Genomic DNA, 26,210 nt, shown 5'->3' on the forward strand with positions numbered 1-26,210 from the left:
GGGGCGGCGGGCTAAGCGGTTGTATGTGCAGCAAACTGCACTCGAAGGCAGGGCAATCAATGGGGCACTGGCCACCTCAGAGCATCAGTGCAACGCCGCCAAGGCCGCTTCCGGCGCCTTGTCCAGCACCTTGAGCAAAGCTTTGGCCGCGCCCGTCGGGCTGCGCTTGCCTTGTTCCCAGTTACGAATGGTGTCGAGCGAGACCTGGATGCGCGCAGCCAACTCGGCCTGGCTCAATCCCAGGCGCCTGCGCACACGCCGAGCGAATTGGGCGGCATCTTGCATGGCGGCGGCCTCATCTGCCGCATGCTGCGCCGCAATATCTGCATCGGTCGTGGCATCCACCCGCCCAACATCCAGGCGGCCTGGCAATTGCGATGCTGGTATGCCAGGGTCAAGGGTGATGCGAACTGTCTTTGTTTCCATAGTGTGCTACCTCTCTTTGGTTGGCTTTGCGTGCTGAGATGATGCGCATGGCATCTTTGCGTGGCGTATAGACCACCACGAAGAGACGCTGCTCTATCTTGCCCAGCAATTGATACCTGTCTTCGCCATAAAGACGTCGGGTGTCAGCGTGTACCAAGCGATCTGGATCGAAAAAGGCCCGCGCTGCGTAAGCGAAATCAAAGCCGCGCTGGCGAAAGCACGCCTCGCTTTTCACTTCATCCCATTCGAACTGCATAGAGCAAGTGTAGTTCAATGGCCCACTGCGGGCATTTCACTGCAATCCATTGGACGCATGACCCCATGGCAGCCCCTACCCCATGGCCGAGTGACTTCCGCGCACCGCATCCCCATCGCCAGCGGCCGCATCGAAATGCTGCCCGCCACGTTGACCCTCATCGAAGTCGGCACCGCCAAAAAAGGCGATGTGCTGGGCATTGCCCGCATCGCCGGCATCGCCGGCATCATGGCCGCCAAGAAAACCAGCGACCTGATTCCGCTTTGCCACCCGCTGGCGCTGACCCGTGTTGCTATTGAATTTGAAGCTGCCAGCGCACGACAGCCAGGCGCTACCGGCATATTTTGTGCCGCAACGGTGGAAACCGTTGGCCCCACCGGCGTAGAGATGGAAGCCCTCACCGCGGTGCAGGTGGCCCTGCTCACCATCCACGACATGTGCAAGGCCGTGGACCGGGGCATGTCCATCCACGATGTGCGCGTGGTGGAAAAGCACGGGGGGAAGTCGGGGAGTTTTGTGGCGGGGGCTGCGGGCTGAGTGGCTGTTGACACAACACCATTACGCCCTGAAACGGAGCACCAAATAGGGTTCCATCCCCCATGATTGTTATTTGACGATTCCTAGAAACACCGCCAGGCAACGCTCAACCTCCACCAGCGTCTCGGCTTCGATGCGTCCAAAGGCTGGCCCCACCTTGTCGCGCTTCACGGTCACTGCCTTGTCTACCATCACCTGAGAAGGCTTTTGCAAGCCGCTCCCAGGGCCTGGCTCGACGGAGACACGCAGCAGTGGCGCGACAGCCAGGGTGCTCGTCACTGGTAACACCGTCACGGTTGCATGCTCGTTGAAGGGATCGGCCTGAATCACCAGGGCGGGCCGCGCTTTGCCAAAGTCGCCCTGAATGGCGATGGTCACAAAGTCGCCCCGCATCAGTCCGTCCAGCCGCCCACATCTGCCAAGGCCGCATCCATGAAGCGTTCCATGTCCGCGTCGGCCACGTCGACTTGAGAGGCTATTTGCGATTGGCGGCGGCATTCTTGTGCAAAACCTGGTTGGCGCGTGTCAGGCACCCAGATTTGGACAGGGCGAAGCCCCGCCATGCGCATCGCCAAACGCCGCTTTTGAACCCGTGCTGCAACGGATGAAGCCATGAAATTCTCCCGGGAAATCGTTACATGTAGCACTGTAGCATGCAAGGTCCGTTACATGCAACAGCTGTGATGGACCTGAATGCGCCATCTTTACCAAACTTGGGCCCCGTGACGCCGATCTGGTTGTGCAGTTCAGATAGATTAATTGGAGTCTGACCCCATTTAGTTCCGGTCGCCCAAACGGCGCTCGGCGCTGACGGTGAGGTCGCTGGTGTCGCCCAGGGTGGGGAGGGACCCTTGCGTTTGAGCGCCCGCATGAAGTGTTAGCGCTGGGATTGCCATCAAAAAGATAGCAAAAAATGCTTTCCTGTTGGGCGACAGGCGGAGAAAAGACGAGAATTTTGGCACGTTCAAACCTTTGCTGGGGTCGAATTTGATCGTCCGCTAAGAACCTCCCTGACCCCGTATGATCATTCGGCCGCGTTTGGCCCAGCCAATTTTTATCATGAACACTTCCAATTCATCGCTTACCCACTTCGACGCTCAAGGCCAAGCCCATATGGTCGACGTGGGCGCAAAACCCGCAACGCACAGAGTGGCTGTAGCAGTCGGGCGTATTGAGATGCTGCCGGCTACCTTGGCGTTAGTTGAGGCGGGCACAGCCAAAAAAGGTGATGTGCTGGGAATTGCTCGCGTTGCCGGAATACAGGCCGCCAAAAAGACGAGTGACCTTATCCCGCTATGCCATCCGTTGTCGTTGACGCGGGTCGCTATTGATTTTGACGTTGCCAGCAAAACAGCGCCTGATGCCGTTGGGATCACCTGCATTGCCACCGTAGAAACGGTGGGGCCGACCGGGGTGGAGATGGAGGCCCTGATGGCGGTGCAGGTGGCGTTATTGACGATTTACGACATGTGCAAGGCAGTCGACAGGGGTATGTGCGTTGTGAATATTCGCGTGGACAGCAAGACGGGTGGGAAAAGCGCACCTTACAAATATGCCCTTGAAGTGTCAAAAACCATCTAATGGCAAGAAACCTCTAACCGTGCCAGTGGTGCTATCGATCAAGGCTACCCAGCCCGTGCTCCTGCGAGACTGCACTGGAAGCCAACGGGTGCTGGCGCTATCAAGACGCAGTCTTTTGAGTTCTGCCATCACGAAATCTGCCCTATCTGGGTGTTTTTTCTTCAGCACCTCGATTGCGATGGATTTTTTTACTGCCAGGGATTTTTGATTTTCATACGTGTCCCAGCGATCTGGGCGATGGACTGTCTCGGTTCCATTCACCGAAAGCTCGACCTGGGACAAATAATCTGCGTCATCCGGTTGCGCTACGCGTACAGCGATCAGTTTCGGCCCCGTCCAGCCTGCCGGAGGTATGTGACTTGGTTTATCGGCAAATGCTTGGGGTTCGATGTCTGCCTGAGAGACGACGCGAAACCGGTCCAGCTCATACGCAAGATAGATAGGCCGGGCGATAGCCATGGTGTAGATACCGTAGCCTAGCGCCGCTAACTGTATTGCTACGACCAACGAAAGATCCAGCAATAGCTCTTTCTTAGGTTTGCGTTTGTTGAAAAGCACTAACGTCAGCAGCGGGCCGCAAATGACGTCCACGCACACGATTAACGTGAACAAGGCTGTGCCGCCGAGAAGGCTCCCATAAGGTTCAGGGTACCAAAAATAGAATACAGTCACCGCTGCGATCACGGCGATCCCTAACGAGCAGCCTAGGTGGATGGAAAAGGCCTTCAGTGAGCCTTGCAATCTTTGCTTAATTAGTTTCATAACGAAAAAAGGAGCGCGCCGCGCTCCTTTTCATATTTCAAGAATGAAATATTAACGGCATTCGCCCGGAGCCAGACGCGCAGGCAAAGTGCCAGCAGTACCAGTCAGAGTGCCGACTGCGCCAGCAGCGCGGCAACGCCACTTGATTGGCTCACCAGGAGGCGAGAAAACACCAGTGCCCACGGGCAGAACGGCTGGAGCTGCCTGAGTGCCTGTGTAAGGATTCAAAGTCAGCAGGTTGGTAGCTGCCGGCTGCACGCGTGCCGTGTAGTTGATAGAAACCACGCCGGTTGCCGGGGCAATCGTCAGGTTCAACACATTGGCGGTGGGGTTGAACGGCACTACGTTGAAGCCTGTGTTGTAGCCGGTGGCAACTGCAACATCGGCGCCACGAGCGGCGAATTCAGCCACATTCAACTTGGCCGCCGCAGCGAGTGCCAAACCCTCAGTCACGCGTGCACGGATTGTGTAGTCTTGGTAGGCAGGCAACGCCACTGCGGCCAAGATACCGATGATCGCCACCACGATCATCAGTTCGATCAGGGTAAAACCTTTTTGCAGAGTGTGTTTCATGAAATTCCTTCGGGACGGTTTGAATGTGAAACCTGTCGAACAGTTCTTCAGGTTGCTGGTATCAAGCAGTAAGCATGCCAACTCCCGGGTGGTCCCTGTGCGATAGGCCGACGCTAGACGTTCGGTCATAAATGACCAACTTTACCCTTGGTATCACTCGATGTGACAATTTTGTTGGGGACAAGAGTGTCTGACGGGCCCCATGCGCCACGCGTCGCGAAGCTTGGGAGCAATCGGGGTCAGACTCCAATTTTTGCTACCTGCGGCGACCGCTGCGCAAGGGCCTATGGCGACTGCACCCAGTTCTCCAGCCGCAGGCCTGGCACCCGCTCGAGCTCGCACGTGTTGTGCGTGACCAGGGGTGCGTCCAAGCTGAGGGCGTGGGCTGCAATCTTGGTGTCCAGGGCACCGATCGGCTGGCCTTGGCGCTCAAGATTTGCACGCAAGTCGCCATATGCCCAGAGTGCTTTGGTGTCGAAGGGCAGTATTTCCAGCGGCGCCAGAAACATCTCCAGTGCCGCCTTGTTGCGAGCTGAGCGGCTTTTGGCCACCCCATAAGCCAGCTCTGCCGCCACCACGCTGCACAGGCCTACCTCGCCAAGGCGGTATTGCCTGAAACGTGCCAGCACCTCAGGCGGTTTGGCGTTGATGATGTAGATGCAAATGTTGGTGTCCAGCAGGATCATGCAGAAATCTCGGGGCGCACCTGCTGTGGTGGCTGTTCGCGCGCAAGCACAAAGCCGGGCTCGAAAGCCGACAGGGCTGCTTCGAGGGTGTCCCAAGGGTTGTCCAGCGGCAGCAGCAACACACCGTTGCCAAAGTGCCGCACTCCGACATCGGTGCCGGTGAACCGGAATTCCTTGGGTAGCCTCACCGCTTGGCTGCGGCCGGACTGAAAGAGACGAGCGGTTTCCATGGTGCACCTCCAGAGATTGGTGAATATCAATGATAATCACCATTTTCAGTGTGCGCAAACAGCGGCGCCAAGAAACAGCGCAAGAGTGAATGAAGGCTCCCTACACCTCAAACTCTTGCCCCGCCTGCAACCACGAAATGTCATGCGGCTCACCACTGCCCGGGTGCGTGATGGCGTCGAAGCGGCGAACTTGCTCCACAATCAATTGCGTTTCGGACGGCTTGGGAAAATTCGGGGTCAGATTCAAATTTTGGGCAAATTTGGTTTCAAGACCACGTTCACAAAACACTGGCGGCTATGTTTTGAAAGATTCTTTGCTTGCTGCTGGCAGTTGCCTCAATGGGCTCACTCACTGGTTTGTATCAACCCAGTTTTCCACTTCCAGTGCGGGCACCCTTGCGAATTCACCCACCTTGTTGGTCACCATGACGAGCCCTTCGCTGCGCGCATGGGCTGCAATGTGCAGGTCATTCACGCCAATGGGTTGACCGAGTTTTTCCAGCCCGGCACGGATGGCGCCATAGTGCTGGGCTGCCTTGCTGCCATAGGGCAACACTTCAAGCCGGCTGCAAAAGTCTTCGATGGCCGCCAGGTTTTCGCTGACCTTGATGCTTTTTTCGGCCCCGTGATAGAGCTCAGACAAGGTGATCGCAGATATCGCCATGCGGCTGGCGTTCTGGTTGAAAACGGAAAGCACCTTTATAGGGCGCCGCTTCAAGACATGGATGACGAAGTTGGTGTCGAGCAGGTAGCGCAGCATCAAAGCGATTCCCGCTCGGACTGGTGCTGGCTGGCGCGCTCTGGCATGAAGTCATCACTCACTGCGGGGCCGTTCAAAAAGAAGCTGTCCCATGACTGCCCCACTGGGGAAATGATGCGTTCGTTGCCTTTGGCGCGCACTTCCACTTTGCGCACGCCGTCGGGCAGGCGCAGGTCGATCGGGAGTCTGACGGCTTGCGTCCGGTTGTTGATGAAGACGGTGCTGATGGTCATTACCGCTGCCCTCCAAAAGGTGTATGGCAACAGTATATTGCAGCCGGTTGCCGAATCAAGATTTACTGCCGGGGTGGAAATGAGGTTAGGTTGCTGAATTTTGCTCAATTAAGCTTCAAGCCGTTATTTAGCAAGCGTTATCAGCTATCAAAACAGATGCGCCCTACACCTCAAACTCTTGCCCCGCCTGCAGCCACGAAATGTCATGCGGCTCACCGCTGCCCGGGTGCGTGATGGCGTCGAAGCGGCGGACTTGTTCCACAATCAATTGCGTCTCGGACGGTTTGGTGTGGGTGATATAGATGGGGCAAGGCCTGCCGGGGTTGAGCTGGGCCAGTTCTTGCGCCAGGGTATGGGGTGCCAGATGCTGGCTGCGCTGCGCCAGGGCGCTTTCGTGGTTGCTGAATGCGGTTTCTATGACCAGCATGGCCACGGGCAACTGGTTGATGCGTTGCCAGAAGGCGGGGTTGGGCCCGGTGTCGCCGCTGTAGGCCCACCAGCCGCTGCGCCCGCGCACGGCGTAGCCCACGGCGGGCACGGTGTGGATGGCGGGCAGCACCTCAATATCGAGGCCGGCAAGGTGCAACGTTTGCCCGGTTTCGAGCTCTTTGAAGATCAGGAAAGGCGCTGCGGCACTGGGGATGCGGCTGAAATCCGGCCAGATGACGTTGTTGAAAATATGGGCCCGCAGCGCCGCGATGGTGGCGGGCAGTGCGTGCACTTGCACCGGGGTGCTGCGCAGGGACGACACGGCGTCCAGCATCAGGGGCAGGGCTGCCACATGGTCCAGGTGCGAATGCGTGAGCAACACATGGTCGATGTGACGCATTTCTTCGAGGGTGAGGTCGCCCACGCCGGTGCCTGCGTCGATGAGTACACGCCCCTCAATCAGAAAAGCGGTGGTGCGGCAACCTTGCGCAATGGCACCCGAGCATCCCAACACGCGAACCTTCATGCCACCGCCTTGTCAGGAGTTGAAGCGGGCTATACCGATGCCGCCCGCTGAGACCCCGAAGGGTAACACCCCGAACATCCCTCCCACACGGCAAATACCTGCGGGGAATCAGCCTTGCTCGAACTGCATCTCGGTGCCTGCCAGGGTGATGCGGTCGCCATGCTTGAGGGGCACGGGGGCCTCCCCCATGGGGATGCCGTTGAGCAGGGGCCTGTCCGGCCCTTCGACGTGCGCCAGCACATGGCCCTTGTGGCGTTTGGTGATGGAGGCCACAGCCACGCCGGGCTTGCCGATGGTGGTGACCACCTTCGACAGCGCCACCTCGCGCCCGGCCGCCGCGCCCGACATCACGCGAATGACCGCCGAGGGCGACGCAGCTGCTGGCGGGGTTGGTGCCGCTGCGGCGGCGGCACGAGGCAACCCCATGGACGGGGGAACCATGCCGGGCTTGAAGAGCATGGTTTTCTCGAAATTTTCGCCCTCGGCCTCTTGCAGGAAGCGGATCTTGTATTTGCCCACTTCGATAATGTCGCCGTTGCGCAGCTCTTGGCGTGTGACGGCCTTGGCGTTGACATAGGTACCGTTGGTGCTGCCCACGTCTTCGATTTCCACCCCATCGTCGGCCATGTGGATGACGGCGTGCTCACCGCTGACGGCAAGGTTGTCGATGACGATGTCGTTGTAGGGGCGCCGGCCCAGCGTGGTGCGCTCCTTGGTCAACTCGACCTCTTTGATGACGACGCTGTCGATCGAAACGATCATTCTGGGCATGATCCACTCCTGGTGTGTTGAATTGTTGTGGGGTTGAGCGGCATCATGAAGCCCGGATCAATCGGGACATGAAACCTCGTTTTTTGCCGCCCGCTGCCGCCGTTTGCACCAGCAGCACACTGATGTTGTCGCGCCCGCCCTGTGCGTTGGCGGTATCGACGAGCAGGTTGGTTTTTTCTTCCAGCGACAGGGATGCGCGCACCATGTCCGCCACATCGGCGTCGGGCACCATGTCGGTCAGGCCGTCGGAGCACAGGAGGAACAAATCGTTCGGCGCCACCTGGAATTCGTTCACTTCCATTTGCACATGGGGCTCGACCCCCAGGGCACGGGTGACCAGATTGCCATTGGTGGACACGGCGGCTTGCTGGGGGGTCATCAAGCCGGCATCCACTTGTTCCTGCAGCCAGGAATGGTCGCGCGTGATTTGCTGCAACACGCCATCGCGCAGGCGATAGCAGCGCGAGTCGCCGATGTGCCCCAGAATAAGCCGCTCGCCCCGAAAGACGCCCACAACCAGCGTGGTGCCCATGCCTGCATATTGGGGATTGGAGAGTGAGGCGCCCAGCACGGCGTGGTTGGCGTTTTCCACGCAGATTTCAAGCGCCTTGCGGACATCGGCGCTCTGCGCATTCTGGCCGGCATGTGCGAGCCAGCGCGCCATTTCCGTACGAATGAAGGTGGTGGCCATGGCGCTGGCCACTTCGCCGGCGTTGTAGCCACCCATGCCATCCGCCAGAACGGCAATTTGCGCATCGCGGTCGAAGGCCACGGAGTCTTCGTTGTTGTTGCGCACCCGTCCGCGGTCGGTACGGGCGAAAAATTCGTAGATCATGGAGGTTGCCGCGTGCGTCGTCAGGCAGCCGAACACGGTGGAAGTACCGAGTTCCGGACAGCGGGAAGCTTTATCACGCTTGGCGGGAAAGCTGCCATGTCAGGCCCATTTGCATCGCGACTCGCATCATAGACGAGTGCTTGGCTGGGCAGCACTGGTGCGGTGGCAGGCGTAGCAATGCCTGGCGTCATTGATTGCGATGGGCTTGCATGATCGAAAAACTCTCCACCTCACAGGTTGCTCTGTCCAGAGAACAGCAATTTTTACGCCCGCTCAGAATGCGGCGTTCGGGCCGCATTCGGCACATGTTTTCAGGTCATGGCCACTCAACAACGGCATGCCTCTGACACTGCTGGCGACAGAGAGACATCAGAGTGTCATTTTTGTCACCGCCTTGGCTGCATTGGGCGTCTGGCCGTTGCATCCAACCAAGACAGCCTGGATGCAAAAAGCGCCCGAAACCAGGGTTTCGGGCGCTTCTGTTTTTGACGGTTCCCGCAATCTTGCGGTGGCGCCCACGGCGCCAGTCACTCGCTGGCCGAATTACTTCAGTTGGGCCTTGAGCAGCTTGCCCAGTTCCGAAGGGTTGCGCGTGACGATAAAGCCGCACTCTTCCATGATGGCGAGCTTGGCATCGGCCGTGTCTGCACCGCCGGAGATCAGCGCGCCTGCATGGCCCATGCGCTTGCCTGCCGGGGCGGTCACACCAGCGATGAAGCCAACAATGGGCTTCTTCATGTTGGCCTTGCACCACTGGGCGGCTTCGGCTTCATCGGGGCCGCCGATTTCGCCAATCATGATGACGGCATCGGTGTCGGGGTCATCGTTGAAGGCGCGCATCACGTCGATGTGCTTGAGGCCATTGATGGGGTCGCCACCAATGCCCACGGCGGTCGACTGGCCCAGGCCCACTTCGGTCAGCATGGCCACGGCTTCGTACGTCAGCGTGCCCGAACGGCTCACCACGCCAATGCGGCCCTTGCGGTGGATGTGGCCGGGCATGATGCCGATCTTGATTTCGTCGGGCGTGATGATGCCGGGGCAGTTGGGGCCCAGCAGCAGCGTCTTCTTGCCACCGGCGGCTTCCTTGGCCTTCATCTTGTTGCGCACTTCGAGCATGTCGCGCACGGGGATGCCTTCGGTGATGCAAATTGCCATGTCCAGGTCGGCCTCGACGGCTTCCCAGATGGCGGCAGCAGCGCCTGCAGGCGGCACGTAGATCACCGACACGGTAGCGCCAGTCTGCGTGGCGGCTTCCTTGACGGATGCGTAGATCGGGATGTTGAAGATCGACTCGCCGGCCTTCTTGGGGTTCACGCCGGCCACGAAGGCGTTCTTGCCGTTCGCGTATTCCTGGCACTTTTCGGTGTGGAACTGGCCCGTCTTGCCCGTGATGCCCTGGGTGATGACCTTGGTGTCTTTGTTGATGTAGATCGACATGTGCGTGTCCTAGCGTTCTGGTCGGGTCATTACTTGACGGCAGCGACGATCTTCGTCGCGGCTTCGGCCATGGTGTCGGCCGCGATGATGGGCAGGCCGGACTCGGCCAGCAGCTTCTTGCCCAGCTCTTCGTTGGTACCCTTCATGCGCACCACCAGCGGTACCGACAGGTTCACGGCCTTGCAGGCAGTGATCACGCCGTTGGCGATGGTGTCGCATTTCATGATGCCGCCGAAGATGTTGACCAGAATGCCTTCCACCTTGGGGTTGCTCAGCATGATCTTGAAAGCTTCGGTGACCTTCTCGGCGGTGGCGCCACCGCCCACGTCCAGGAAGTTGGCTGGCTCGCCGCCAAACAGCTTGATGGTGTCCATGGTGGCCATGGCCAGGCCGGCACCGTTCACCAGGCAGCCGATGTTGCCATCGAGGCTGATATAGGCCAGGTCGAACTTGGAGGCTTCGACTTCGGCGGGATCTTCTTCGTCCAGATCGCGGAAAGCCACGATTTCCGGGTGGCGGAACAGCGCGTTGGGGTCAAAGTTGAACTTTGCGTCCAGCGCCATCAGGTTGCCCTTGGAGTCGCAGTTCAGGGGGTTGATTTCCACCAGCGATGCATCGGTTTCCATGTAGCACTTGTAGATCTTGGCGAAGATGTCTACGGCCTGGTCGATGGAAGCGCCGGTCAGGCCGATGGCTGCGGCCACCTTCTTGCTCTGCTCGGCGGTGATGCCGGTCAGGGGGTCGATCATCTCGGTGATGATCTTCTCGGGCGTGGAGTGGGCTACTTCCTCGATGTCCATGCCGCCCTCAGACGAAGCGATCAGGGCCACTTTTTGCGTAGCGCGGTCGGTCACGAGCGATACATACAGCTCGTTCTTGATGTCGGCGCCGTCTTCGATGTAGAGGCGGCGGACCTTCTGGCCTTCGGGGCCGGTCTGGTGCGTCTTGAGCTGCATGCCCAGGATTTCGCCCGCGATGCGCTTGACGTCTTCGATGGTCTTGGCAACCTTCACGCCGCCGCCCTTGCCGCGTCCACCGGCGTGGATCTGGGCTTTGACAACCCACACGGGGCCGCCAAGTTTTTGGGCTGCTTCCACGGCTTCTTGCACCGTGAATGCGGGAATGCCACGCGGAACGGGCACACCAAAATTGCGCAAGATTTCCTTGCCTTGGTATTCGTGAATCTTCATGAGGTCTCTCTCAGGGAAGGGTGGTATTTACCCGTTTACCATGGACAAAGAATGTCTGGCCGCGGGCTCGGGACATGGCAGCCTGTGAATGTATCATGCTGCAATGCACCATCCCTTGTGCCAAGCTTACAGGGGTGGCCAGAACGCGACCCCCCTTGCAGGAGCATTCACATGTCCAGAATCTTTATTGATGGCGAAGCCGGCACCACGGGTCTGCAGATCCGCGAACGCCTGCAGGCCATGCCCCAGATCGAGCTGGTGAGCATTGCGCCCGAGTTGCGCAAGGACCCTGCCGCCAAGCGCGAATTGATTGCGGGCGTGGACCTGGTGGTGCTGTGCCTGCACGACGACGCGGCACGCGAGACCGTGGCCATGGTCGACGACATCGAAAAGACCACTGGCCGCCAAGTCAAGGTGATTGACGCCAGCACCGCACACCGCACGGCGCCCGGCTGGGTGTTTGGTTTTCCCGAGCTGGCCGCAGGGCAGGCGCAGGCCGTGCGTGAGGCGCTGCGCGTCTCCAACCCCGGCTGCTACGCCACCGGCGCGATTGCCCTGCTGCGACCGCTGGTGGATGCAGGCCTGGTGCCCAAGGATTTTCCGCTCGCGCTGCCTTCGGTCAGTGGCTATTCGGGCGGCGGCCGCACCATGATCGAAGCTTATGAGCAAGGCCAGGCCGCACCGTTTGAGCTGTATGCACTGGGCCTGTCGCACAAGCACCTGCCCGAGATCCTGAAATACACCGGGCTCACACGCCGGCCCATTTTTGTTCCCGCCGTCGGCAATTTCCGCCAGGGCATGCTGGTGCAATTGCCCTTGCACCTTGATCTGTTGCCGGGCCAGCCCAAGGCGGCCGATCTGCACGACGCGCTGGCATCGCACTACGCCCAGAGCAACACGCCCGCGCAGTGGGTAAGCGTGCTGCCGCCCACCGAAGACGGCAAGTTGGAGCCCACCGCGCTCAACGACACCAACAAGCTGGAGCTGCGGGTGTTCGCCAACGAAACCTACCGCCACGCCGTGCTGGTGGCGCGCCTGGATAACCTGGGCAAGGGCGCCAGCGGTGCGGCAGTGCAAAACCTGCAGTTGATGCTGGGTTTGTGAATGGGCAGGCCCTGCGACAGCGGGGCCTGACGCAGCCGACTGGCTTGACTGGCGGTTGAAATGCTTCGTATTTGATAGCTTGCTGCGCTCATGGATAAAGGGCTGAGGGCCTTTTTTATCCAAAATTACCGGCAATCCAGTTCCCTGGCAGTGGCCCCATCTTTCACGTGGGCTCGTCGTCGGGGCTGCCGTCGCGCACCACACGGCGCACCACGTCGCCCGAGAACCCGCGTGCGGCCAGAAAGCGCATTTGCCGCGCACGCTCTTGTGCGTCGGTGGCCACACTGCCAAAGCGCTGGCGCCACACGGCCTGGGCACGCTCGTGCTCGGTGGCGCGCAGGCGCTCGGCCGTGGCGCGCACCAGATCATCATCGAGCCCCTTGCTGCGCAGCTCCTGCACCAGGCGCTGCGTGCCCAGGCGCGCAGCGCGGCGGTGCACCAACGATTCGGCCACGCGGTTGGCGTTGATGAAATCCTTGGCCTGCAGGTCGTCCAGCACGGCGTTGAGGTCGTCGCCCTCCTGCACGTGCCGCGCCAGCTTGGTCGCCAGCTCGGTGCGCGAATGTTCGCGCTGGGACAGCAGCCGCAGCGCGCGGCCCTTGAGGGAGAGGGTGCCAAAGGTCATGGCAATACTGTTGCTATATTATTAATAGCTGCTCGCGCTTATTGGGTAAGCGCCAGCAGCCTATTTGACCTCAAAAAAAGTAGCCGGTGCGCCTTGCATGAAAGGCGCCCGCTGCCGCTCTTGCTACCGCTCTTACTTGTCTTCCTTCTCACCCTTCTCGGCCTTGGCTGGCTTGGCGGCAGGGGCGGCTTCCAGGGCGGCAGGCAGCAGGGCGATGCCCAGGCTTTCGCGCACCTTGTTTTCGATCTCGCGGGCGAGGTCGGGGTTCTCGCGCAGGAACTCGCGGGCGTTGTCGCGGCCCTGGCCGATTTTCTCGCCGTTGTAGGCATACCAGGCACCGGCTTTTTCAACGATCTTGGCGTTCACGCCCATGTCGATGATCTCGCCCTCGCGGCTGATGCCTTCGCCAAACAAAATGTCGAACTCGGCCGTCTTGAAGGGCGGGCTGACCTTGTTCTTGACCACCTTCACCTTGGTTTCGTTGCCGATGGCTTCGTCACCCTTCTTGATGGTGCCGGTGCGGCGGATGTCCAGGCGCACCGAGGCGTAGAACTTGAGCGCATTACCGCCGGTGGTCGTCTCGGGGCTGCCGAACATCACGCCAATCTTCATGCGGATCTGGTTGATGAAGATGACCATGCAGTTGGTCTTTTTGATGGTGGAGGTGAGCTTGCGCAGCGCCTGGCTCATCAGGCGGGCCTGCAGGCCGGGCAGGCTGTCGCCCATTTCGCCTTCGATTTCGGCCTTGGGGGTGAGGGCGGCCACCGAGTCGATGACGATCAGGTCCACGGCGCCCGAGCGCACCAGGCTGTCCACGATTTCGAGCGCCTGCTCGCCGGTGTCTGGCTGGCTGATGAGCAGGTCGGAGAGCTGCACGCCGAGTTTCTGGGCGTATTGCACATCCAGGGCGTGCTCGGCATCGACAAATGCGCAGGTGCCGCCCTGCTTTTGCATCTCGGCAATCACCTGCAGCGTGAGCGTGGTCTTGCCCGACGATTCCGGGCCATAGATTTCGACCACCCGGCCACGCGGCAGGCCGCCCACGCCCAGGGCGACATCCAGGCCCAGCGAGCCGGTGGAGACGACCTGGATGTCCTCGATCACCTCGCCTTCGCCCAGGCGCATGATGGTGCCCTTGCCAAACTGCTTCTCGATCTGGGCGAGCGCGGCGGCCAGGGCCTTGGCCTTTTCGGTGTTCACTGGCAATGCGGGGTTGGTGCCTTTGACTGCGACGTCCATGAGAAACTCCTTGAAAAACAACAGGTTGGATGCTGGCATCGCTCTGCGGTTAATCACAGGCTGGATGCTTGAACAGTAGTTTATGCGAGCAATGGAATCGGGATAAAGCAATTTTTAGTCAGTTTGCCTGACAATGTGGCATGGATGATTTTTCACCCGCGACCCTCTCCATCACGCCCCCCATCCCGACCATTTCGACGCCCGACGACCGCTGGCGCCAGACCCACCTGGGCCGCCTGATGGGCAGTGCGCTGCGCCGCTTCGATGCCCGGGTGCTGCAGCTCATGGCGCGCAATGTCGAGGTGCCGCTGGCGCTGTCCAACCTGGCGGCGCGCGATCAGGTCACGGCAGCCCATGTGCACATCACCCGGCACTTGGCATTGCAGGGCGACCGGCTGACCGACCTGGCCCAGCGCGCAGGCATGACCAAGCAGGCCATGGCCAACCTGGTGGACCAGTGCGAGGCCTGGGGCCTGGTCACGCGCGCGGCCGACCCGCTGGATGCGCGCGCGCGGCGCGTGTGCTTCACGCCCACGGGCCTGGCCTGGCTGCAGGCGTTTCGCGACGCCGTGGCGCAGGCAGAAGCAGAGTTTCGTGAAGAGGTGGGGCAGGACGTGGCCGCGGTGGTGGCCATTGGGCTGGAGGCTTATGCCGGGGCAGCGGGTGGTTGAAGCGCCGCTGCTGCGTCCATCGCGTCCACGGGCTCCGCGCAGGCCAGCACCCATTGCCGAAAACACTGCAGCGCATGCAGCTGCATGCGCCCTTCGGGGTAGCAAAGCCAGTAGCCCACATCGCTCTGGTAGCCGCCGCGCCGGGCGGCATCGGCCAGGGGCTCGCGCACCACGCCTGCGGTGATCTCGTCCTGCACCAGGCAGCGCGGCACCAGCGCGAGGCCCATGCCCGCCATCACGGCACGGATCATGGTCTGGAACTGATCGAACTGCGGGCCGACCAACGGGTCGATGCTGCCCTGCACGCCGTGCGTTTCGCTCCAACGCAGCCAGGCCTCCGGCACGGTCACATGGCGCAGCAGCGTGTGGCGCGCCACGTCGCGCGGGGTGTGGATGGGCCAGTCGGCTACCTTGGCACGTGGGGCGATCAGCGCCACATCGTTGCCCGTGATGTAGTGGGCGTGGGCACCAGGCCAGTGGCCGTCACCGAAGAGAATGGCGCAGTCGAGCTCGGGCCGCTCGAAGTTGTAGCTGTGCACATACGGCACGAAATGCAGCGTGACCTGCGGGTGCTGCAGCTGGAACTGCGGCAGCCGTGGAATGAGCCATTTGGCGCCAAAGGTGGGCAGGCTCGACAGGTGCAGTGCGCCGCCGCCGTCATCGCTGGTGATGAGCTCCAGTGTGGCGGCTTCCAGTTGCAGCAGCACGGCCTGCACGGCTTTTTCGTAGCGCTCCCCGGCAGGGGTGAGCGCCAGGCGCTTGCGGGTGCGCTCGAACAGCGGTACGGCAACCCAGGTTTCCAGGTCCTTGATCTGCTTGCTCACGGCGCTTTGCGTGAGGTGCAACGCTTCGGCAGCGCGTGAAACACCGCCGAACCGGGCCACGGTGGAGAACGCGCGCAGCAGGTGCAAAGGCGGGGCGAGGCGGCGCAATGACATGGCAGGTTGCACTCAATACATTCCAAAATGGAATGTTATCAGGCATAACCGTTGCTTGGTAGAAGGCGTCAGCTTCGATAACCTCAGTGCATCCCAAAGGAGAATGAACCTATGCAACGCCGTCAACTGCTTGCCTCATTGGCTGCTGTGTCTTTCGTGCCTGGAATGTCTTTTGCCCAGGAAGGCAAGCCATTGCGCATGATCGTGCCTTTCCCGCCGGGGGGCGCTACCGACATCACGGCGCGCACGCTGCAAGACGCTTTGGCCCGCATCCTCAAACAGCCCGTGGTGCTGGAAAACCGCGGCGGCGCGGGTGGCTCCATCGGCATGGCCGAAGTGGCCCGCGCCCCGGCAGACGGCCTGACCATTGGCGTGGCCACGCTGTCCACCCACGGGGTCAACCCCGCCGTGTACAGCAAACTGCCCTACCACCCCACCAAGGATTTCGTGGGCGTGACCGAGATCGTCAAAGCGCCGGGCGTCATCGTTGTCAACCCCAAGGCACTGCCGGTCAAGGACTTTGCCGACCTGGTGAAATACCTCAAGGCCAACCCCGGCAAGGTGTCGTATGCCACACCAGGCAACGGCACCATCGGCCACATGTGGGGCGAGCTGTTCAAGAGCAGCACCGGCACCTCGATGGTGCACATCCCCTACCGTGGTGCAGGCCCGGCCATCAACGATGTGCTGGCGGGACAGGTGGCGGTGTACTTTGACCAGGTGGCTTCGTCACTGCCGCACATCAATTCTGGCAAGGTCAAGGCGCTGGCCGTTTCGTGGCCCCAGCGGCTGGACGTGCTGCCCGATGTGCCCACCTATGGCGAACTGGGCCATGCTGCCAACAACGATCCGTCGTGGTTTGGCTTGGTGGCACCTGCCGGCACGCCGACTGCGGCGGTGGATCGCATCCAGCAAGCCGTGGCCCAGGCCCTGCAGGAACCCGACGTGCGCGAGCGGCTGGCCAAGCAAGGCTTGTACCCCTCGGGAACGACGCCCAAGGCATTCACGGCCCAGATCGCCCGCGAAATCGACAAGATGAAAGGCGTGGCGGCATTCGCCAAGGTCAGCCTCGACTGATTTCAGCAGCGGGCCTGCGGGCCCGACGGCCACAACCAGAAAGACTCAGGGATAACCACAGGGTCTTTCGGGTCTGGGCGGCTAGGCCGGCCGCCCCAAATTGCGCACACTTTGCCTATGCATGCAGCCTTGAAACTGATCAACCACCGCTTTCAACAACCTGATCCCGGTGCCACCGGCACGCCCGGCGTTGCCGCGCCCCCCGTCAGCATGGTGTCGCAACAGCCCGGCACCACCCCGCTGGTGCTGGACTCGCCGCACAGCGGCACGTTCTACCCACACGATTTTGGCGCGGTTTGCGATCTGCCCACGCTGCGCCGTGCGGAAGACACCCACGTCGAAAAAATCTACGCCTTTGCCCCCGCATTGGGCGTGGCCTGGGTCGAGGCGCATTTCCCGCGCATCTACCTCGATGCCAACCGCGACACCACCGAGCTCGACACCACGCTGCTCGATGGTGAATGGACCGACCCCATATCGACCGACCCCAAGGTGCTGAGCAAGGTGCGTCTGGGCAAGGGCCTGATCTGGAAGTTCACGGACGAAGGCGAACCCATCTACAACCGCCTGCTCTCGGTGGCCGAGGTGCGTGCGCGCATTGACCGCTGCTGGCGCCCCTACCACGGCGCCGTGGCGCAGGCCATTGACGCGGCCCATGCACGCCATGGCTACAGCATCCACATCAACTGCCATTCGATGCCCGCCGTGGCCGCCAGCCATGCCACCGAGTTTCCGGGCATGGTGCATGCCGACTTCGTGGTGGGCGACCGCGATGGCAGCACCGCCAGCCCGGCGCTGTCGGCCCTGATCTGCGAGCACCTGCGCGGCTGTGGCTACAGCGTGGAATACAACCACCCCTACAAGGGCGTGGAGCTGGTGCGCCGCTACGGCAACCCGGCGCAGCACCGCCACAGCATCCAGGTCGAGATCAACCGCAAGCTCTACATGGACGAAACCACCCTGGAGCAGCACCCCGAGGGCATGGCCCGCCTGCAGGCCGACCTGCAGGCGCTGGTGCTCAAGCTGCTGGTGACCGACCCACGCTGAAGGGCCTTGGCTGCGCCGGGGTGGGCCCGCCACCCCCGCCCTCGCTGCAAAGCGCCTGCACTGCGGCGCGGCGCCGCCTAAAATCGTGGCACAGGCGCGGCACCAGACCGCCGCCACCCACCAGGAGACTCCCGCATGCGCATTCTTATTGCCGAAGACGACCAGGTGCTGGCCGATGGCCTGCTGCGCACGCTGCGCGCCTCGGGGGCGGTGGTGGACCATGTGGCCAGCGGCAGCGAAGCCGATGCCGCCCTGCTGACCAACAACGAGTTCGACCTGCTCATCCTGGACCTGGGCCTGCCCAAGATGCACGGCCTGGAGGTGCTCAAGCGCCTGCGCAGCCGGGGAACGGCCCTTCCGGTGCTCATCCTCACCGCCGCCGACAGCGTGGAAGAGCGCGTGAAGGGCCTGGACTACGGCGCCGACGACTACATGGCCAAGCCGTTTTCACTGCAAGAGCTCGAAGCCCGTGTGCGCGCCCTCACGCGCCGGGGCATGGGCGGCACCAGCAGCGCCATCAAGCACGGCCCGCTGGTGTACGACCAGGCCGGCCGCGTGGCCACCATCGACGGCAAGATGGTCGAGCTATCGGCGCGCGAGCTGGGGCTGCTCGAAGTGCTGCTGCAGCGTGCCGGCCGCCTGGTGAGCAAGGAGCAGCTGGTGGAGCGCCTGTGCGAGTGGGGCGAAGAGGTGAGCAACAACGCCATCGAGGTGTACATCCACCGCCTGCGCAAAAAGATCGAGAAGGGCCCGATCCGCATTGCCACCGTGCGCGGGCTGGGCTACTGCCTGGAAAAAATCCCCGGCTAGCCGCATCCATCCAGGCTGCATTCACTATGAAATTAATAGCTGTTAGCGCTTATCCAATAAGCGCTATAGCCTTATTTCATTACAAACCGGGGGCGCAGTGAAGATTTTCCAGCGCGAGCAGCGCTCGCTGTTCGGCGAGATCCTGGACTGGATGCTCACGCCGCTGCTGCTGCTGTGGCCCGTCAGCCTGGCGCTGACCTGGCTGGTGGCGCAGGGCCTGGCCAACAAGCCGTTTGACCGCGCCCTGGAATACAACGCCCATGCGCTGGCGCAGCTGGTGACGGTGCAGCACAGCAAGGTGCAGTTCAACCTGCCCCAGCCTGCCAGCGAGATCCTGCGCGCCGACGACTCCGACATCGTTTATTACCAGGTGACCGGGCCGGGGCGCAAATTTCTCTCGGGCGAACGCGATTTGCCCCTGCCCGACGATGACGATCACACTGCGCCCGGCGAAGTGCGCCTGCGCGATGCCGAGTTGCGCGGCGTGGAGATTCGCGTGGCCTACATCTGGGTGCGGCTGGCGCTGCCCGATGCGCCGCTGGCCCTGGTGCAGGTGGCCGAAACGCGCGAAAAGCGCAGCGTGCTGGCCACCGAAATCATCAAGGGCGTGATGCTGCCGCAGTTCGTCATCCTGCCGCTGGCGGTGCTGCTGGTGTGGCTGGCGCTGGCGCGCGGCATCCAGCCACTGAACCAGCTGGAGCAGCGCATCCGCGAGCGCAGCCCCGACGACCTCTCGCCGCTGGACGACCGCACCGTGCCGCTGGAGGTGGCGCCACTGGTGTCGTCCGTGAATGACCTGCTCACGCGCCTGGGCGATTCGCTGGCCACGCAAAAGCGCTTTCTGGCCGATGCGGCGCACCAGCTCAAGACGCCGCTGGCCGGCCTGCGCATGCAGGCCGACCTGGCCCAGCGCGAAGGCACCAGCACCGAAGAGCTCAAGCGCTCACTGCAACAGATTGGCCGCTCCAGCATCCGCGCCACGCACACCGTCAACCAGTTGCTGGCGCTGGCGCGCGCCGAAGGCAGCGGCGTGGGCATTGCGCGCGTGCCGTGCGATCTGGCCAAACTCACCATCGAGGTGGTGCGCGACTCGGTGCCGCGCGCGCTCGACAAGCAGATCGACCTGGGCTACGACGGCGCCCAGCCGGGCGCCCCCGGTGTGTGGATGGACGGCAACCCCACCTTGCTCAAGGAGCTGGTGCGCAACCTGGTGGACAACGCCATCAACTACACCCCCTCGTCCCCCGACAAGCCCGGCATGGTCACCGCCCGCGTGCTGGCCGACACCTTTGGCCATGTGCTGCTGCTGCAGGTGGAAGACTCTGGCCCCGGCGTGCCCGAGGCCGAGCGCGAGCTGGTTTTTCAGCCTTTTTACCGGGCGCTGGGCAGCGAGGCCGACGGCTCGGGCCTGGGTCTGCCCATCGTGATGGAAATTGCGCGCCAGCATGAGGCCGAGGTGACGCTGGAAGACGCCAACCCCGGCCAGCAGCCACCGGGCGCACGTTTCACGGTGCGCTTTGCCGCCCGCATGCCGGACATCGACGCGCCACAGGGATAAGCACGGCCCGGGCGCGCGTGCGCCACACAGGCCCTTGCGGGCGTGGACGGACAGCAGGGCCTGAATGCTATTAAAACAGAAGCATGTTGCGCTTACCCATCAAGCGCTGCAGCCGTTTTTGCCTCAAATATCAAGGGCAGGTGCGCAGTGTCTTTTCGCCCAAGGCCGGACGCAGCTGCGTTTCGACCTGCGCGCGCGTGGCGCTGTCGAGGGCGGGCAGGCGCAGCGTGAAACCTGGGGCCTCGGCCCGCTCTACCACCACGCGTGCGGTGCGCACGCCCTGGTTGCCCAGCGTGGTCAGCGCCCGCTGGGCGGCTTCTTCCGAGGCAAAACGGCCCAGCGACAGGCCCGGCTCCAGCGTCGGGTTGTTGGGGCGGTGAAAGGGCACCTTGCGGGCGCGCAGCTCGGCGCGCTTCTTGTCGAGCGCCTCGTCGTCGGAGAAGCGGCCCATGTAGACCATCCAGCGCCCGGGGATCGGGGTGGATTCAAGGTTCCAGCTGCCCTGGGGCAGGGCGGCGGCGGCAGTGCGCACGGCGTCAGCCTGGCGCTGGTCCAGCGTGCCGGCCTGCAGGCACACCGTGGCGGACGCCGTTGTCGCTGCGGGCGCCGGTGCGGGACTGGGTGCGGGCGAGACCGTGGCCTCGCTGGCAGCAGATGGTGCCACGGGTGGGGTTTCGCGGGCCTGCAGAATGCGCAGCGTTTCGGGGCGGATCTGCTGCGCCAGGCGTTGCGGCTCGGACTGTTCGACCGGCGCCAGCCCCCATGAATGCAGCCAGCCCTGCGACCACGCGTAATAGCCGGCATTGGCCAGCAGCAGGACGATGACGGCAAGTCGCAACATGGGGCAGGTCTTTCAGAGGGCGCGCGCGGCTGTGGGCCGCACGCTGATTTCAGCGGTGGTGATGGCCTGCATGCCCTGCGCGGTGTGCACCAACAGCGCACCGTCCTCGGCCACGCCATGCGCTGTACCGGCCTGCCCGTCACTCAGCGTCACGGCCCGGCCCTGAAGCACGTCGCGCGCGGCAAAGCGCGCCTGCATGGGCGCAAAACCATAGCCTTCAAACGACTGCAGCATGGCCACCAGGGGCGCAGCGATGCGCAGCAGGGCAGTGGGGGCGTCCAGGCCGGGTTCCACATCCTGCAGGCTGCCGGGCGGCATGCTCAGGCCCTCGGGGCTGCGTGGCAGCACATTGATGCCAATGCCCACCACCACATAGCGGGCGGCGGGTGCGCGGGTGGCAGCAGGCGCCTGGGGCGCAACAAAACTCGCGGTCTCCACCAAAATGCCGCCCAGCTTGCGCTCGCCCGTTGCGCCGTCCAGCCACAGGTCGTTGGGCCACTTGAGGCCAATGCGCGCCGCGTGGCCACTACCCAGGGCGGGCAACACGGGTTGCAGGCTCTCGGCCACGCTCACGCCCACAGCCAATGACAAGCCAGACCAGTCGGCAGGCGCCAGTGGCAGGCCCAGGGACATCATCAAAGACGCCCCTGCATCGCTTTGCCACACGCGCCCCAGCCGCCCGCGCCCTGCTGTTTGCTGCTCGGCCACCAGCAGCGTGGGCTCGCACTGGCCGGCGCGTGCGCGGCGCATGAGCTCGGTGTTGGTGGAGTCGATGCTGGGCAGCACCTCGACCGTGAAGCCGGGCAGCAGCGGCGCCACGGCCTCCCAGACGGCCTCGGCGGGCCAGCGAATGGGACTTTTCTGCTGCGGCATCACTGCGGGCGGTTGCGGCGGGGTTGGGGGGCCGCAGGCGGGGCGGGCGCCCTGGTTTTCTTCGCCTCGTTGGCTGCCTTGGCTTTTTTGGGAGCAGCGTCTTTGGCCTTCGTTTTTGCCTTTGTTTTGGCCTGGGCCTTTTGCTTTGAAGGCGGCAGCGGCACGGGCGGTGCCCAGCCACGCTTGGGGGCCAGCAGCGTGCCCCGGCAGTTCTTGCTGCCACACCAGCAGGGGTATTCGGCCTTGAGCTTCTTGGTGTAGCGCTCTTCGATGATCAGGCCGTAGTCGTAGTTCAGCTCTTCGCCTGCCTGGATGTTGCGCAGCGCGGTAATGAAAATGCGGCCGTCCCGCTCGTCGGCGTAGCAGTTGGGGTTGCAGCTGTGGTTGATCCAGCGCGAGGAGTTGCCGCCGAACTTTGCATCGATCACGCGGTCTTCATCCACATGGAAGTAAAACGTGTGGTTGGGTTGCAGGGGGTCGTGCGGGTGCCGGTCCTGCGCTTCCTGCCAGCCGATGACCTGGCCGGTGTATTCCACCAGCACCTCGCCCTCGGCAATGTCCTGCACGGCAAACACGCCCTTGCCATGCACGCCCGAGCGCCGGGTCTGGATACGGCGGCCCGGTGCAACAGTGGGGGCGGCGGGCGATGCGGAGCGGGGCATGGCAAAAACTCTGTTAACTTGATGGTGCACACATGTGTGTGCGTGCGCGTACATGCGTGTGCATGCGCGTGAGACCCGAATTGTAGAAGCGCCCGCAACCCGGGCAAGCAGAATGACTGGCGAGAGCCCCAAAATGACCAAGACCCTGGTAATTGCAGAAAAACCCTCCGTCGCGCAAGACATCGTGCGCGCACTGACCCCCGTGGCCGGCAAGTTTGAAAAGCACGACGACCACTTCGAGAACGACCGCTATGTAGTCACCAGCGCCGTGGGCCACCTGGTGGAGATCCAGGCGCCCGAAGAATTTGATGTGAAGCGCGGCAAGTGGAGCTTTGCCCACCTGCCCGTCATCCCGCCGTACTTTGACCTCAAGCCCGTGGACAAGACCAAGACGCGCCTGAACGCGGTGGTCAAACAGGCCAAGCGCAAGGACGTGACCGAACTCATCAACGCCTGCGACGCGGGCCGCGAGGGCGAGCTGATCTTCCGTTTGATCGAGCAATACGCGGGTGGCAGCAAGCCGCTGGGCAAGCCTGTCAAGCGCCTGTGGCTGCAGTCCATGACGCCGCAGGCCATCCGCGACGGCTTTGACGCCCTGCGCACCGAGCAGCAGATGGCGGGCCTGGCCAGCGCCGCGCGCAGCCGCAGCGAGGCCGACTGGCTGGTGGGCATCAACGGCACGCGCGCCATGACGGCGTTCAACTCGCGCGATGGCGGCTTCTTTTTGACCACCGTGGGCCGGGTGCAGACACCGACGCTGTCGCTGGTGGTGGAGCGTGAGGAAAAAATCCGCAAGTTCATCAGCCGCGACTACTGGGAAATCCACGCCACCTTTGGCGCGCAGGCCGGTGAATACCCCGCCAAGTGGTTCGACCCGAAGTGGAAGAAATCCGAAGACGTCGAAGCCCGCGCGGACCGCGTCTGGTCTGCCGCTGAAGCCACGGCGATTGCCAACGCCGTGCGCGGCAAGCAGGCCACCGTCACCGAAGAGAGCAAGCCCACCACGCAGGCGTCGCCCCTGCTGTTCGATTTGACCAGCCTGCAACGCGAGGCCAACGGCAAGTTCGGCTTTTCTGCCAAGACCACGCTGGCGCTGGCGCAAAGCCTGTACGAGCGCCACAAGGCCCTGACCTACCCGCGTACCGACTCGCGCGCGCTGCCCGAAGACTATGTGCCCGTGGCCAAGCAGACCTTCGAGATGCTGGCCGACAGCGGCATGCGGCATCTCGCGCCGCACGCGCTCACGGCGCTGAACAACAACTACGTGCGGCCGTCCAAGCGCATCTTTGACAACAGCAAGGTGAGCGATCACTTTGCCATCATCCCCACGCTGCAAGCGCCCTCGGGCCTGTCGGAAGCCGAACAGAAGCTGTACGACCTGGTCGTGCGCCGCTTCATGGCCGTGTTCTTTCCCAGTGCGGAATACACCGTGACCACCCGCATTTCCACCGTGGCCCCGCACAGTTTCAAGACCGAAGGCAAGGTGCTGGTCAAGCCGGGCTGGCTGGCCATCTACGGCAAGGAAGCGGCCGATGAAGTGGAGGGTGGAAAAGAGGGCGACAAGGGCCAGAACCTGGTGCCCGTGAAACCCGGCGAAATGGTCAACACCGTGGCGGTGGACCCCAAGGGCCTCAAGACCAAGCCGCCCGCCCGCTACTCCGAAGCCACGCTGCTCGGCGCCATGGAAAGCGCCGGCAAGCAGATCGACGACGAAGAGCTGCGCGAAGCCATGCAGGAAAAAGGCCTGGGCACGCCTGCCACGCGCGCGGCCATCATCGAAGGTCTGCTGACCGAAAAATACATGCTGCGCGAAGGCCGCGAGATCATCCCCACGGCCAAGGCCTTTCAGCTCATGACGCTGCTGCGCGGCCTGGAGGTGGAAGAACTCTGCCGCGCCGACCTGACCGGCGAGTGGGAATACAAGCTCTCGCAGATGGAAAAGGGCCAGCTCAGCCGCGAAGCCTTCATGGCCGAGATCGCCGCCATGACCGAGCGCATGGTCAAGAAAGCCAAGGAATACGATCGCGACACCATCCCCGGCGACTACGCCACGCTCGAATCGCCCTGCCCCAACTGCGGCGGTGTGGTGAAGGAAAACTACCGCCGCTTTGCCTGTGTGGGCAAGGCAGGCAGCGAGGGCTGCGGCTTTAGCTTTGGCAAGTCGCCCGCAGGCCGCACCTTTGAAACCGCTGAGGCCAACGCATTGCTGCGCGACAAGAAGATCGGCCCGCTGGAAGGCTTCCGCTCCAAGGCCGGCTGGCCCTTCACGTCCGAGATCGTCATCAAGTACGACGACGAGGCGCACAACTACAAGCTCGAATTCGACTTTGGCGACGACAAGAAGGGCGAAGAATCTGGCGAGATCGTGGAGTTTGAAGACGCATCGCTCGGCGCCTGCCCGATCTGCGGATCGGAAGTGCACGAGCACGGCAGCAACTACGTGTGCAGCAAGGCCGTGCCCACGGCCGCGCAGCCCACGCCCAGCTGCACCTTCAAGAGCGGCAAGATCATCCTGCAGCAGCCCGTGGAGCGCGAGCAGATGACCAAGCTGCTGGCCACTGGCAAGACCGACCTGCTCGACAAGTTTGTGAGCATGCGCACCCGTCGCGCCTTCAAGGCCCACCTGGCGTGGGACAAAGAGGCCGGCAAAGTCAACTTTGAGTTTGCGCCATCCAAGTTCCCGCCACGCCCGGGCGCTGCCGCTAAAACGATAGCTGCCAAGGCAGGAAAGTCAAGCGCTGCAGCCAAAAAGGCCGCCAAACCTGCCGCCGCCAAGAAAGCACCGGCCACCAAGACCGCTGCGGCCAAGGCCCCGCGCAAGCCCGCCGCAGGCAAGGCCCCCAGCGCCGCCCTGGCTGCGGTGATTGGCGCCGAGCCCGTGGCACGGCCCGAGGCGGTGAAGAAGATGTGGGAATACATCAAGGCCCACAACCTGCAGGACCCCAAGGACAAGCGCACCATCGTCGCCGATGACAAGCTGCGCGCCGTGTTTGGCAAGGACAGCGCGGGCATGTTCGAGCTGGCAGGCATTCTGGGCAACCACCTGGGCGCCGGGTGATGAAGCGGTGCTGTGCCCCCGTTGCATCGCCCGTCTGGCGCACGGTGCGGCTGGCATTGGCAGCCGTGGCCACTGCCGGGGTGCTGGCCGGGTGCAGCAGCGTGCCCGCTGCTTCGTCCGCCGGTGATGCAGCCCGCTCGCAGCAGGGCGCCAGTGGCATCACTGTGTTTGGTGATATCGACGTGGGTGTCACACGGCAACGCACGCGCTGACGCGCTGTGCAACGGCCCCACGCCCATGATTTCGCCCGATTACCGACCTCGCACTGCCACTGCAGCGACCAACCGCCATTGATTCCATGCGCAGCCGCACCGAACGCACGGTTCTCACCGCCATCGCGGTGGTCCTGGTAGCCGCCGCTGCCGCTGCGTGGTGGGCGGCCGACCGCTGGCGGCCCCACGCGGGCCCCTGGGCGGCGCAGGCCTGGAAAAAAATCACGCGCCCCGGCCCCGACACCCTGCCGCCCGAAAAA

The 26,210-nt window shown here is 62.8% G+C and carries 31 protein-coding genes; 10 read left to right on the forward strand and 21 right to left on the reverse strand.

Features of this window, described 5'->3' with window-relative positions:
* Nucleotides 1-84 precede the first annotated feature (84 nt).
* Both DTW89_RS12660 and DTW89_RS12665 read right to left on the reverse strand, forming a co-directional pair.
* Nucleotides 85-426, reverse strand: coding sequence for a helix-turn-helix domain-containing protein (locus DTW89_RS12660; protein WP_114656209.1), 342 nt, complete (start codon nt 424-426; stop codon nt 85-87).
* Entirely contained in the window at nt 395-682 is a 288-nt protein-coding gene (locus DTW89_RS12665) for a BrnT family toxin (RefSeq protein WP_024813384.1), read from the reverse strand. Before DTW89_RS12665 ends, DTW89_RS12660 begins: the two co-directional genes overlap by 32 nt.
* A gap of 57 nt (nt 683-739) precedes the next feature.
* Between DTW89_RS12665 and moaC (DTW89_RS12670) the strand changes: the two genes are divergently transcribed.
* A complete protein-coding gene (gene moaC, locus DTW89_RS12670; protein ID WP_114656210.1) occupies nt 740-1,219 on the forward strand; it encodes a cyclic pyranopterin monophosphate synthase MoaC in 480 nt (159 codons plus the stop codon).
* A 69-nt stretch (nt 1,220-1,288) separates the two neighbouring features.
* Here the strand turns inward: moaC (DTW89_RS12670) and DTW89_RS12675 are convergent, their stop codons facing one another.
* Complete coding sequence (locus tag DTW89_RS12675) at nt 1,289-1,597, reverse strand: type II toxin-antitoxin system PemK/MazF family toxin (RefSeq protein WP_442858111.1); 309 nt, start codon at nt 1,595-1,597, stop codon at nt 1,289-1,291.
* Between the two features lie 14 nt (nt 1,598-1,611).
* Nucleotides 1,612-1,833, reverse strand: a complete 222-nt coding sequence (locus DTW89_RS12680; protein ID WP_111867602.1) for an antitoxin MazE family protein — start codon at nt 1,831-1,833, stop codon at nt 1,612-1,614.
* Between the two features lie 445 nt (nt 1,834-2,278).
* Here DTW89_RS12680 and moaC (DTW89_RS12685) point away from each other — a divergent pair, with 445 nt between their 5' ends.
* On the forward strand, nt 2,279-2,800 hold the full coding sequence (moaC, locus tag DTW89_RS12685; RefSeq protein ID WP_114656231.1) for a cyclic pyranopterin monophosphate synthase MoaC: 522 nt from the start codon (nt 2,279-2,281) through the stop codon (nt 2,798-2,800).
* On the opposite strand, the gene tfpZ is transcribed toward moaC (DTW89_RS12685), so the two are convergent.
* The 11 genes from tfpZ to sucC form a co-directional block, all read right to left on the reverse strand.
* A complete protein-coding gene (tfpZ, locus tag DTW89_RS12690; protein WP_114656212.1) occupies nt 2,786-3,562 on the reverse strand; it encodes a TfpX/TfpZ family type IV pilin accessory protein in 777 nt (258 codons plus the stop codon). The two genes, moaC (DTW89_RS12685) and tfpZ, sit on opposite strands and share 15 nt — an antisense overlap.
* Nucleotides 3,563-3,613: 51 nt before the next feature.
* On the reverse strand, nt 3,614-4,135 hold the full coding sequence (locus tag DTW89_RS12695; RefSeq protein WP_114656213.1) for a pilin: 522 nt from the start codon (nt 4,133-4,135) through the stop codon (nt 3,614-3,616).
* A 284-nt stretch (nt 4,136-4,419) separates the two neighbouring features.
* Nucleotides 4,420-4,821 (reverse strand): type II toxin-antitoxin system tRNA(fMet)-specific endonuclease VapC, encoded by a 402-nt coding sequence (gene vapC, locus DTW89_RS12700; RefSeq protein ID WP_114656214.1) that lies wholly within the window; start codon nt 4,819-4,821, stop codon nt 4,420-4,422.
* On the reverse strand, nt 4,818-5,051 hold the full coding sequence (locus tag DTW89_RS12705) for an antitoxin (protein WP_111865290.1): 234 nt from the start codon (nt 5,049-5,051) through the stop codon (nt 4,818-4,820). The genes vapC (DTW89_RS12700) and DTW89_RS12705 overlap by 4 nt, the downstream gene beginning before the upstream one ends.
* Before the next feature lie 349 nt (nt 5,052-5,400).
* A complete protein-coding gene (vapC, locus tag DTW89_RS12715) occupies nt 5,401-5,811 on the reverse strand; it encodes a type II toxin-antitoxin system tRNA(fMet)-specific endonuclease VapC (protein WP_114656216.1) in 411 nt (136 codons plus the stop codon).
* The gene (vapB, locus tag DTW89_RS12720) at nt 5,811-6,044 is read right to left on the reverse strand and encodes a type II toxin-antitoxin system VapB family antitoxin (RefSeq protein ID WP_111865286.1); all 234 of its coding nucleotides are present in this window, start codon (nt 6,042-6,044) and stop codon (nt 5,811-5,813) included. The genes vapC (DTW89_RS12715) and vapB overlap by 1 nt, the downstream gene beginning before the upstream one ends.
* Nucleotides 6,045-6,207: 163 nt before the next feature.
* Nucleotides 6,208-6,999, reverse strand: a complete 792-nt coding sequence (locus DTW89_RS12725) for an MBL fold metallo-hydrolase (RefSeq protein WP_114656217.1) — start codon at nt 6,997-6,999, stop codon at nt 6,208-6,210.
* A 108-nt stretch (nt 7,000-7,107) separates the two neighbouring features.
* The gene (locus DTW89_RS12730) at nt 7,108-7,770 is read right to left on the reverse strand and encodes an FHA domain-containing protein (protein WP_114656218.1); all 663 of its coding nucleotides are present in this window, start codon (nt 7,768-7,770) and stop codon (nt 7,108-7,110) included.
* A 43-nt stretch (nt 7,771-7,813) separates the two neighbouring features.
* Nucleotides 7,814-8,605: a Stp1/IreP family PP2C-type Ser/Thr phosphatase gene (locus tag DTW89_RS12735; protein ID WP_114656219.1), complete on the reverse strand. Its 792-nt coding sequence runs from the start codon at nt 8,603-8,605 to the stop codon at nt 7,814-7,816.
* Nucleotides 8,606-9,148: 543 nt separating this feature from the next.
* Complete coding sequence (sucD, locus tag DTW89_RS12740; RefSeq protein ID WP_024813391.1) at nt 9,149-10,045, reverse strand: succinate--CoA ligase subunit alpha; 897 nt, start codon at nt 10,043-10,045, stop codon at nt 9,149-9,151.
* A 29-nt stretch (nt 10,046-10,074) separates the two neighbouring features.
* Nucleotides 10,075-11,235: an ADP-forming succinate--CoA ligase subunit beta gene (gene sucC, locus DTW89_RS12745; RefSeq protein WP_024813392.1), complete on the reverse strand. Its 1,161-nt coding sequence runs from the start codon at nt 11,233-11,235 to the stop codon at nt 10,075-10,077.
* A 171-nt stretch (nt 11,236-11,406) separates the two neighbouring features.
* Here sucC and argC point away from each other — a divergent pair, with 171 nt between their 5' ends.
* Complete coding sequence (gene argC, locus DTW89_RS12750) at nt 11,407-12,339, forward strand: N-acetyl-gamma-glutamyl-phosphate reductase (RefSeq protein WP_114656220.1); 933 nt, start codon at nt 11,407-11,409, stop codon at nt 12,337-12,339.
* Between the two features lie 163 nt (nt 12,340-12,502).
* Here the strand turns inward: argC and recX are convergent, their stop codons facing one another.
* On the reverse strand, nt 12,503-12,964 hold the full coding sequence (gene recX / locus DTW89_RS12755; RefSeq protein ID WP_114656221.1) for a recombination regulator RecX: 462 nt from the start codon (nt 12,962-12,964) through the stop codon (nt 12,503-12,505).
* A gap of 132 nt (nt 12,965-13,096) precedes the next feature.
* Nucleotides 13,097-14,203: a recombinase RecA gene (gene recA / locus DTW89_RS12760; protein WP_114656232.1), complete on the reverse strand. Its 1,107-nt coding sequence runs from the start codon at nt 14,201-14,203 to the stop codon at nt 13,097-13,099.
* A gap of 140 nt (nt 14,204-14,343) precedes the next feature.
* On the opposite strand from recA, the gene DTW89_RS12765 reads away from it, so the two are divergent.
* Nucleotides 14,344-14,874: a MarR family winged helix-turn-helix transcriptional regulator gene (locus tag DTW89_RS12765; RefSeq protein ID WP_114656222.1), complete on the forward strand. Its 531-nt coding sequence runs from the start codon at nt 14,344-14,346 to the stop codon at nt 14,872-14,874.
* Here the strand turns inward: DTW89_RS12765 and DTW89_RS12770 are convergent.
* A complete protein-coding gene (locus DTW89_RS12770; RefSeq protein WP_114656223.1) occupies nt 14,850-15,812 on the reverse strand; it encodes a LysR substrate-binding domain-containing protein in 963 nt (320 codons plus the stop codon). The two genes, DTW89_RS12765 and DTW89_RS12770, sit on opposite strands and share 25 nt — an antisense overlap.
* A gap of 111 nt (nt 15,813-15,923) precedes the next feature.
* Between DTW89_RS12770 and DTW89_RS12775 the strand changes: the two genes are divergently transcribed.
* The 4 genes from DTW89_RS12775 to DTW89_RS12790 all read left to right on the forward strand — a co-directional run bounded on the left by DTW89_RS12775 (nt 15,924) and on the right by DTW89_RS12790 (nt 20,304).
* Nucleotides 15,924-16,889, forward strand: coding sequence for a tripartite tricarboxylate transporter substrate binding protein BugE (locus tag DTW89_RS12775; RefSeq protein WP_114656224.1), 966 nt, complete (start codon nt 15,924-15,926; stop codon nt 16,887-16,889).
* A gap of 117 nt (nt 16,890-17,006) precedes the next feature.
* A complete protein-coding gene (locus DTW89_RS12780; protein ID WP_114656225.1) occupies nt 17,007-17,936 on the forward strand; it encodes an N-formylglutamate amidohydrolase in 930 nt (309 codons plus the stop codon).
* Nucleotides 17,937-18,071: 135 nt separating this feature from the next.
* Nucleotides 18,072-18,746: a response regulator gene (locus DTW89_RS12785; RefSeq protein WP_024813400.1), complete on the forward strand. Its 675-nt coding sequence runs from the start codon at nt 18,072-18,074 to the stop codon at nt 18,744-18,746.
* Between the two features lie 97 nt (nt 18,747-18,843).
* A complete protein-coding gene (locus DTW89_RS12790; protein WP_114656226.1) occupies nt 18,844-20,304 on the forward strand; it encodes a sensor histidine kinase in 1,461 nt (486 codons plus the stop codon).
* 130 nt (nt 20,305-20,434) lie between these two features.
* Here the strand turns inward: DTW89_RS12790 and DTW89_RS12795 are convergent, their stop codons facing one another.
* The 3 genes from DTW89_RS12795 to DTW89_RS12805 are packed head-to-tail and all read right to left on the reverse strand — an operon-like array spanning nt 20,435 to nt 22,680.
* Nucleotides 20,435-21,145 carry an SPOR domain-containing protein gene (locus DTW89_RS12795; RefSeq protein WP_114656227.1) on the reverse strand — a complete coding sequence of 237 codons (711 nt, stop codon included), beginning with the start codon at nt 21,143-21,145 and terminating at the stop codon, nt 20,435-20,437.
* A 12-nt stretch (nt 21,146-21,157) separates the two neighbouring features.
* Nucleotides 21,158-22,018, reverse strand: coding sequence for a biotin--[acetyl-CoA-carboxylase] ligase (locus DTW89_RS12800; protein WP_114656228.1), 861 nt, complete (start codon nt 22,016-22,018; stop codon nt 21,158-21,160).
* Nucleotides 22,018-22,680, reverse strand: coding sequence for an SET domain-containing protein (locus tag DTW89_RS12805; RefSeq protein WP_114656229.1), 663 nt, complete (start codon nt 22,678-22,680; stop codon nt 22,018-22,020). Before DTW89_RS12805 ends, DTW89_RS12800 begins: the two co-directional genes overlap by 1 nt.
* A gap of 133 nt (nt 22,681-22,813) precedes the next feature.
* On the opposite strand from DTW89_RS12805, the gene DTW89_RS12810 reads away from it, so the two are divergent.
* Entirely contained in the window at nt 22,814-25,738 is a 2,925-nt protein-coding gene (locus tag DTW89_RS12810; RefSeq protein ID WP_114656233.1) for a DNA topoisomerase III, read from the forward strand.
* A complete protein-coding gene (locus DTW89_RS12815) occupies nt 25,738-25,950 on the forward strand; it encodes a hypothetical protein (RefSeq protein WP_114656230.1) in 213 nt (70 codons plus the stop codon). Before DTW89_RS12810 ends, DTW89_RS12815 begins: the two co-directional genes overlap by 1 nt.
* Nucleotides 25,951-26,210 lie beyond the last annotated feature (260 nt).

This window comes from Acidovorax sp. BoFeN1 (genome assembly GCF_003345135.1).
Taxonomy (GTDB): domain Bacteria; phylum Pseudomonadota; class Gammaproteobacteria; order Burkholderiales; family Burkholderiaceae_C; genus Acidovorax; species Acidovorax defluvii.

Bases quoted from the DNA above. Each gene is read 5' to 3' on its own strand.
- DTW89_RS12660 (WP_114656209.1), bottom strand. From the start codon at position 426: ATGGAAACAAAGACAGTTCGCATCACCCTTGACCCTGGCATACCAGCA.
- DTW89_RS12665 (WP_024813384.1), bottom strand. From the start codon at position 682: ATGCAGTTCGAATGGGATGAAGTGAAAAGCGAGGCGTGCTTTCGCCAG.
- moaC (WP_114656210.1), top strand. From the start codon at position 740: ATGACCCCATGGCAGCCCCTACCCCATGGCCGAGTGACTTCCGCGCAC.
- DTW89_RS12680 (WP_111867602.1), bottom strand. From the start codon at position 1,833: ATGGCTTCATCCGTTGCAGCACGGGTTCAAAAGCGGCGTTTGGCGATG.
- moaC (WP_114656231.1), top strand. From the start codon at position 2,279: ATGAACACTTCCAATTCATCGCTTACCCACTTCGACGCTCAAGGCCAA.
- tfpZ (WP_114656212.1), bottom strand. From the start codon at position 3,562: ATGAAACTAATTAAGCAAAGATTGCAAGGCTCACTGAAGGCCTTTTCC.
- DTW89_RS12695 (WP_114656213.1), bottom strand. From the start codon at position 4,135: ATGAAACACACTCTGCAAAAAGGTTTTACCCTGATCGAACTGATGATC.
- vapC (WP_114656214.1), bottom strand. From the start codon at position 4,821: ATGATCCTGCTGGACACCAACATTTGCATCTACATCATCAACGCCAAA.
- DTW89_RS12705 (WP_111865290.1), bottom strand. From the start codon at position 5,051: ATGGAAACCGCTCGTCTCTTTCAGTCCGGCCGCAGCCAAGCGGTGAGG.
- vapC (WP_114656216.1), bottom strand. From the start codon at position 5,811: ATGCTGCGCTACCTGCTCGACACCAACTTCGTCATCCATGTCTTGAAG.
- vapB (WP_111865286.1), bottom strand. From the start codon at position 6,044: ATGACCATCAGCACCGTCTTCATCAACAACCGGACGCAAGCCGTCAGA.
- DTW89_RS12725 (WP_114656217.1), bottom strand. From the start codon at position 6,999: ATGAAGGTTCGCGTGTTGGGATGCTCGGGTGCCATTGCGCAAGGTTGC.
- DTW89_RS12730 (WP_114656218.1), bottom strand. From the start codon at position 7,770: ATGCCCAGAATGATCGTTTCGATCGACAGCGTCGTCATCAAAGAGGTC.
- DTW89_RS12735 (WP_114656219.1), bottom strand. From the start codon at position 8,605: ATGATCTACGAATTTTTCGCCCGTACCGACCGCGGACGGGTGCGCAAC.
- sucD (WP_024813391.1), bottom strand. From the start codon at position 10,045: ATGTCGATCTACATCAACAAAGACACCAAGGTCATCACCCAGGGCATC.
- sucC (WP_024813392.1), bottom strand. From the start codon at position 11,235: ATGAAGATTCACGAATACCAAGGCAAGGAAATCTTGCGCAATTTTGGT.
- argC (WP_114656220.1), top strand. From the start codon at position 11,407: ATGTCCAGAATCTTTATTGATGGCGAAGCCGGCACCACGGGTCTGCAG.
- recX (WP_114656221.1), bottom strand. From the start codon at position 12,964: ATGACCTTTGGCACCCTCTCCCTCAAGGGCCGCGCGCTGCGGCTGCTG.
- recA (WP_114656232.1), bottom strand. From the start codon at position 14,203: ATGGACGTCGCAGTCAAAGGCACCAACCCCGCATTGCCAGTGAACACC.
- DTW89_RS12765 (WP_114656222.1), top strand. From the start codon at position 14,344: ATGGATGATTTTTCACCCGCGACCCTCTCCATCACGCCCCCCATCCCG.
- DTW89_RS12770 (WP_114656223.1), bottom strand. From the start codon at position 15,812: ATGTCATTGCGCCGCCTCGCCCCGCCTTTGCACCTGCTGCGCGCGTTC.
- DTW89_RS12775 (WP_114656224.1), top strand. From the start codon at position 15,924: ATGCAACGCCGTCAACTGCTTGCCTCATTGGCTGCTGTGTCTTTCGTG.
- DTW89_RS12780 (WP_114656225.1), top strand. From the start codon at position 17,007: ATGCATGCAGCCTTGAAACTGATCAACCACCGCTTTCAACAACCTGAT.
- DTW89_RS12785 (WP_024813400.1), top strand. From the start codon at position 18,072: ATGCGCATTCTTATTGCCGAAGACGACCAGGTGCTGGCCGATGGCCTG.
- DTW89_RS12795 (WP_114656227.1), bottom strand. From the start codon at position 21,145: ATGTTGCGACTTGCCGTCATCGTCCTGCTGCTGGCCAATGCCGGCTAT.
- DTW89_RS12800 (WP_114656228.1), bottom strand. From the start codon at position 22,018: ATGCCGCAGCAGAAAAGTCCCATTCGCTGGCCCGCCGAGGCCGTCTGG.
- DTW89_RS12805 (WP_114656229.1), bottom strand. From the start codon at position 22,680: ATGCCCCGCTCCGCATCGCCCGCCGCCCCCACTGTTGCACCGGGCCGC.
- DTW89_RS12810 (WP_114656233.1), top strand. From the start codon at position 22,814: ATGACCAAGACCCTGGTAATTGCAGAAAAACCCTCCGTCGCGCAAGAC.
- DTW89_RS12815 (WP_114656230.1), top strand. From the start codon at position 25,738: ATGAAGCGGTGCTGTGCCCCCGTTGCATCGCCCGTCTGGCGCACGGTG.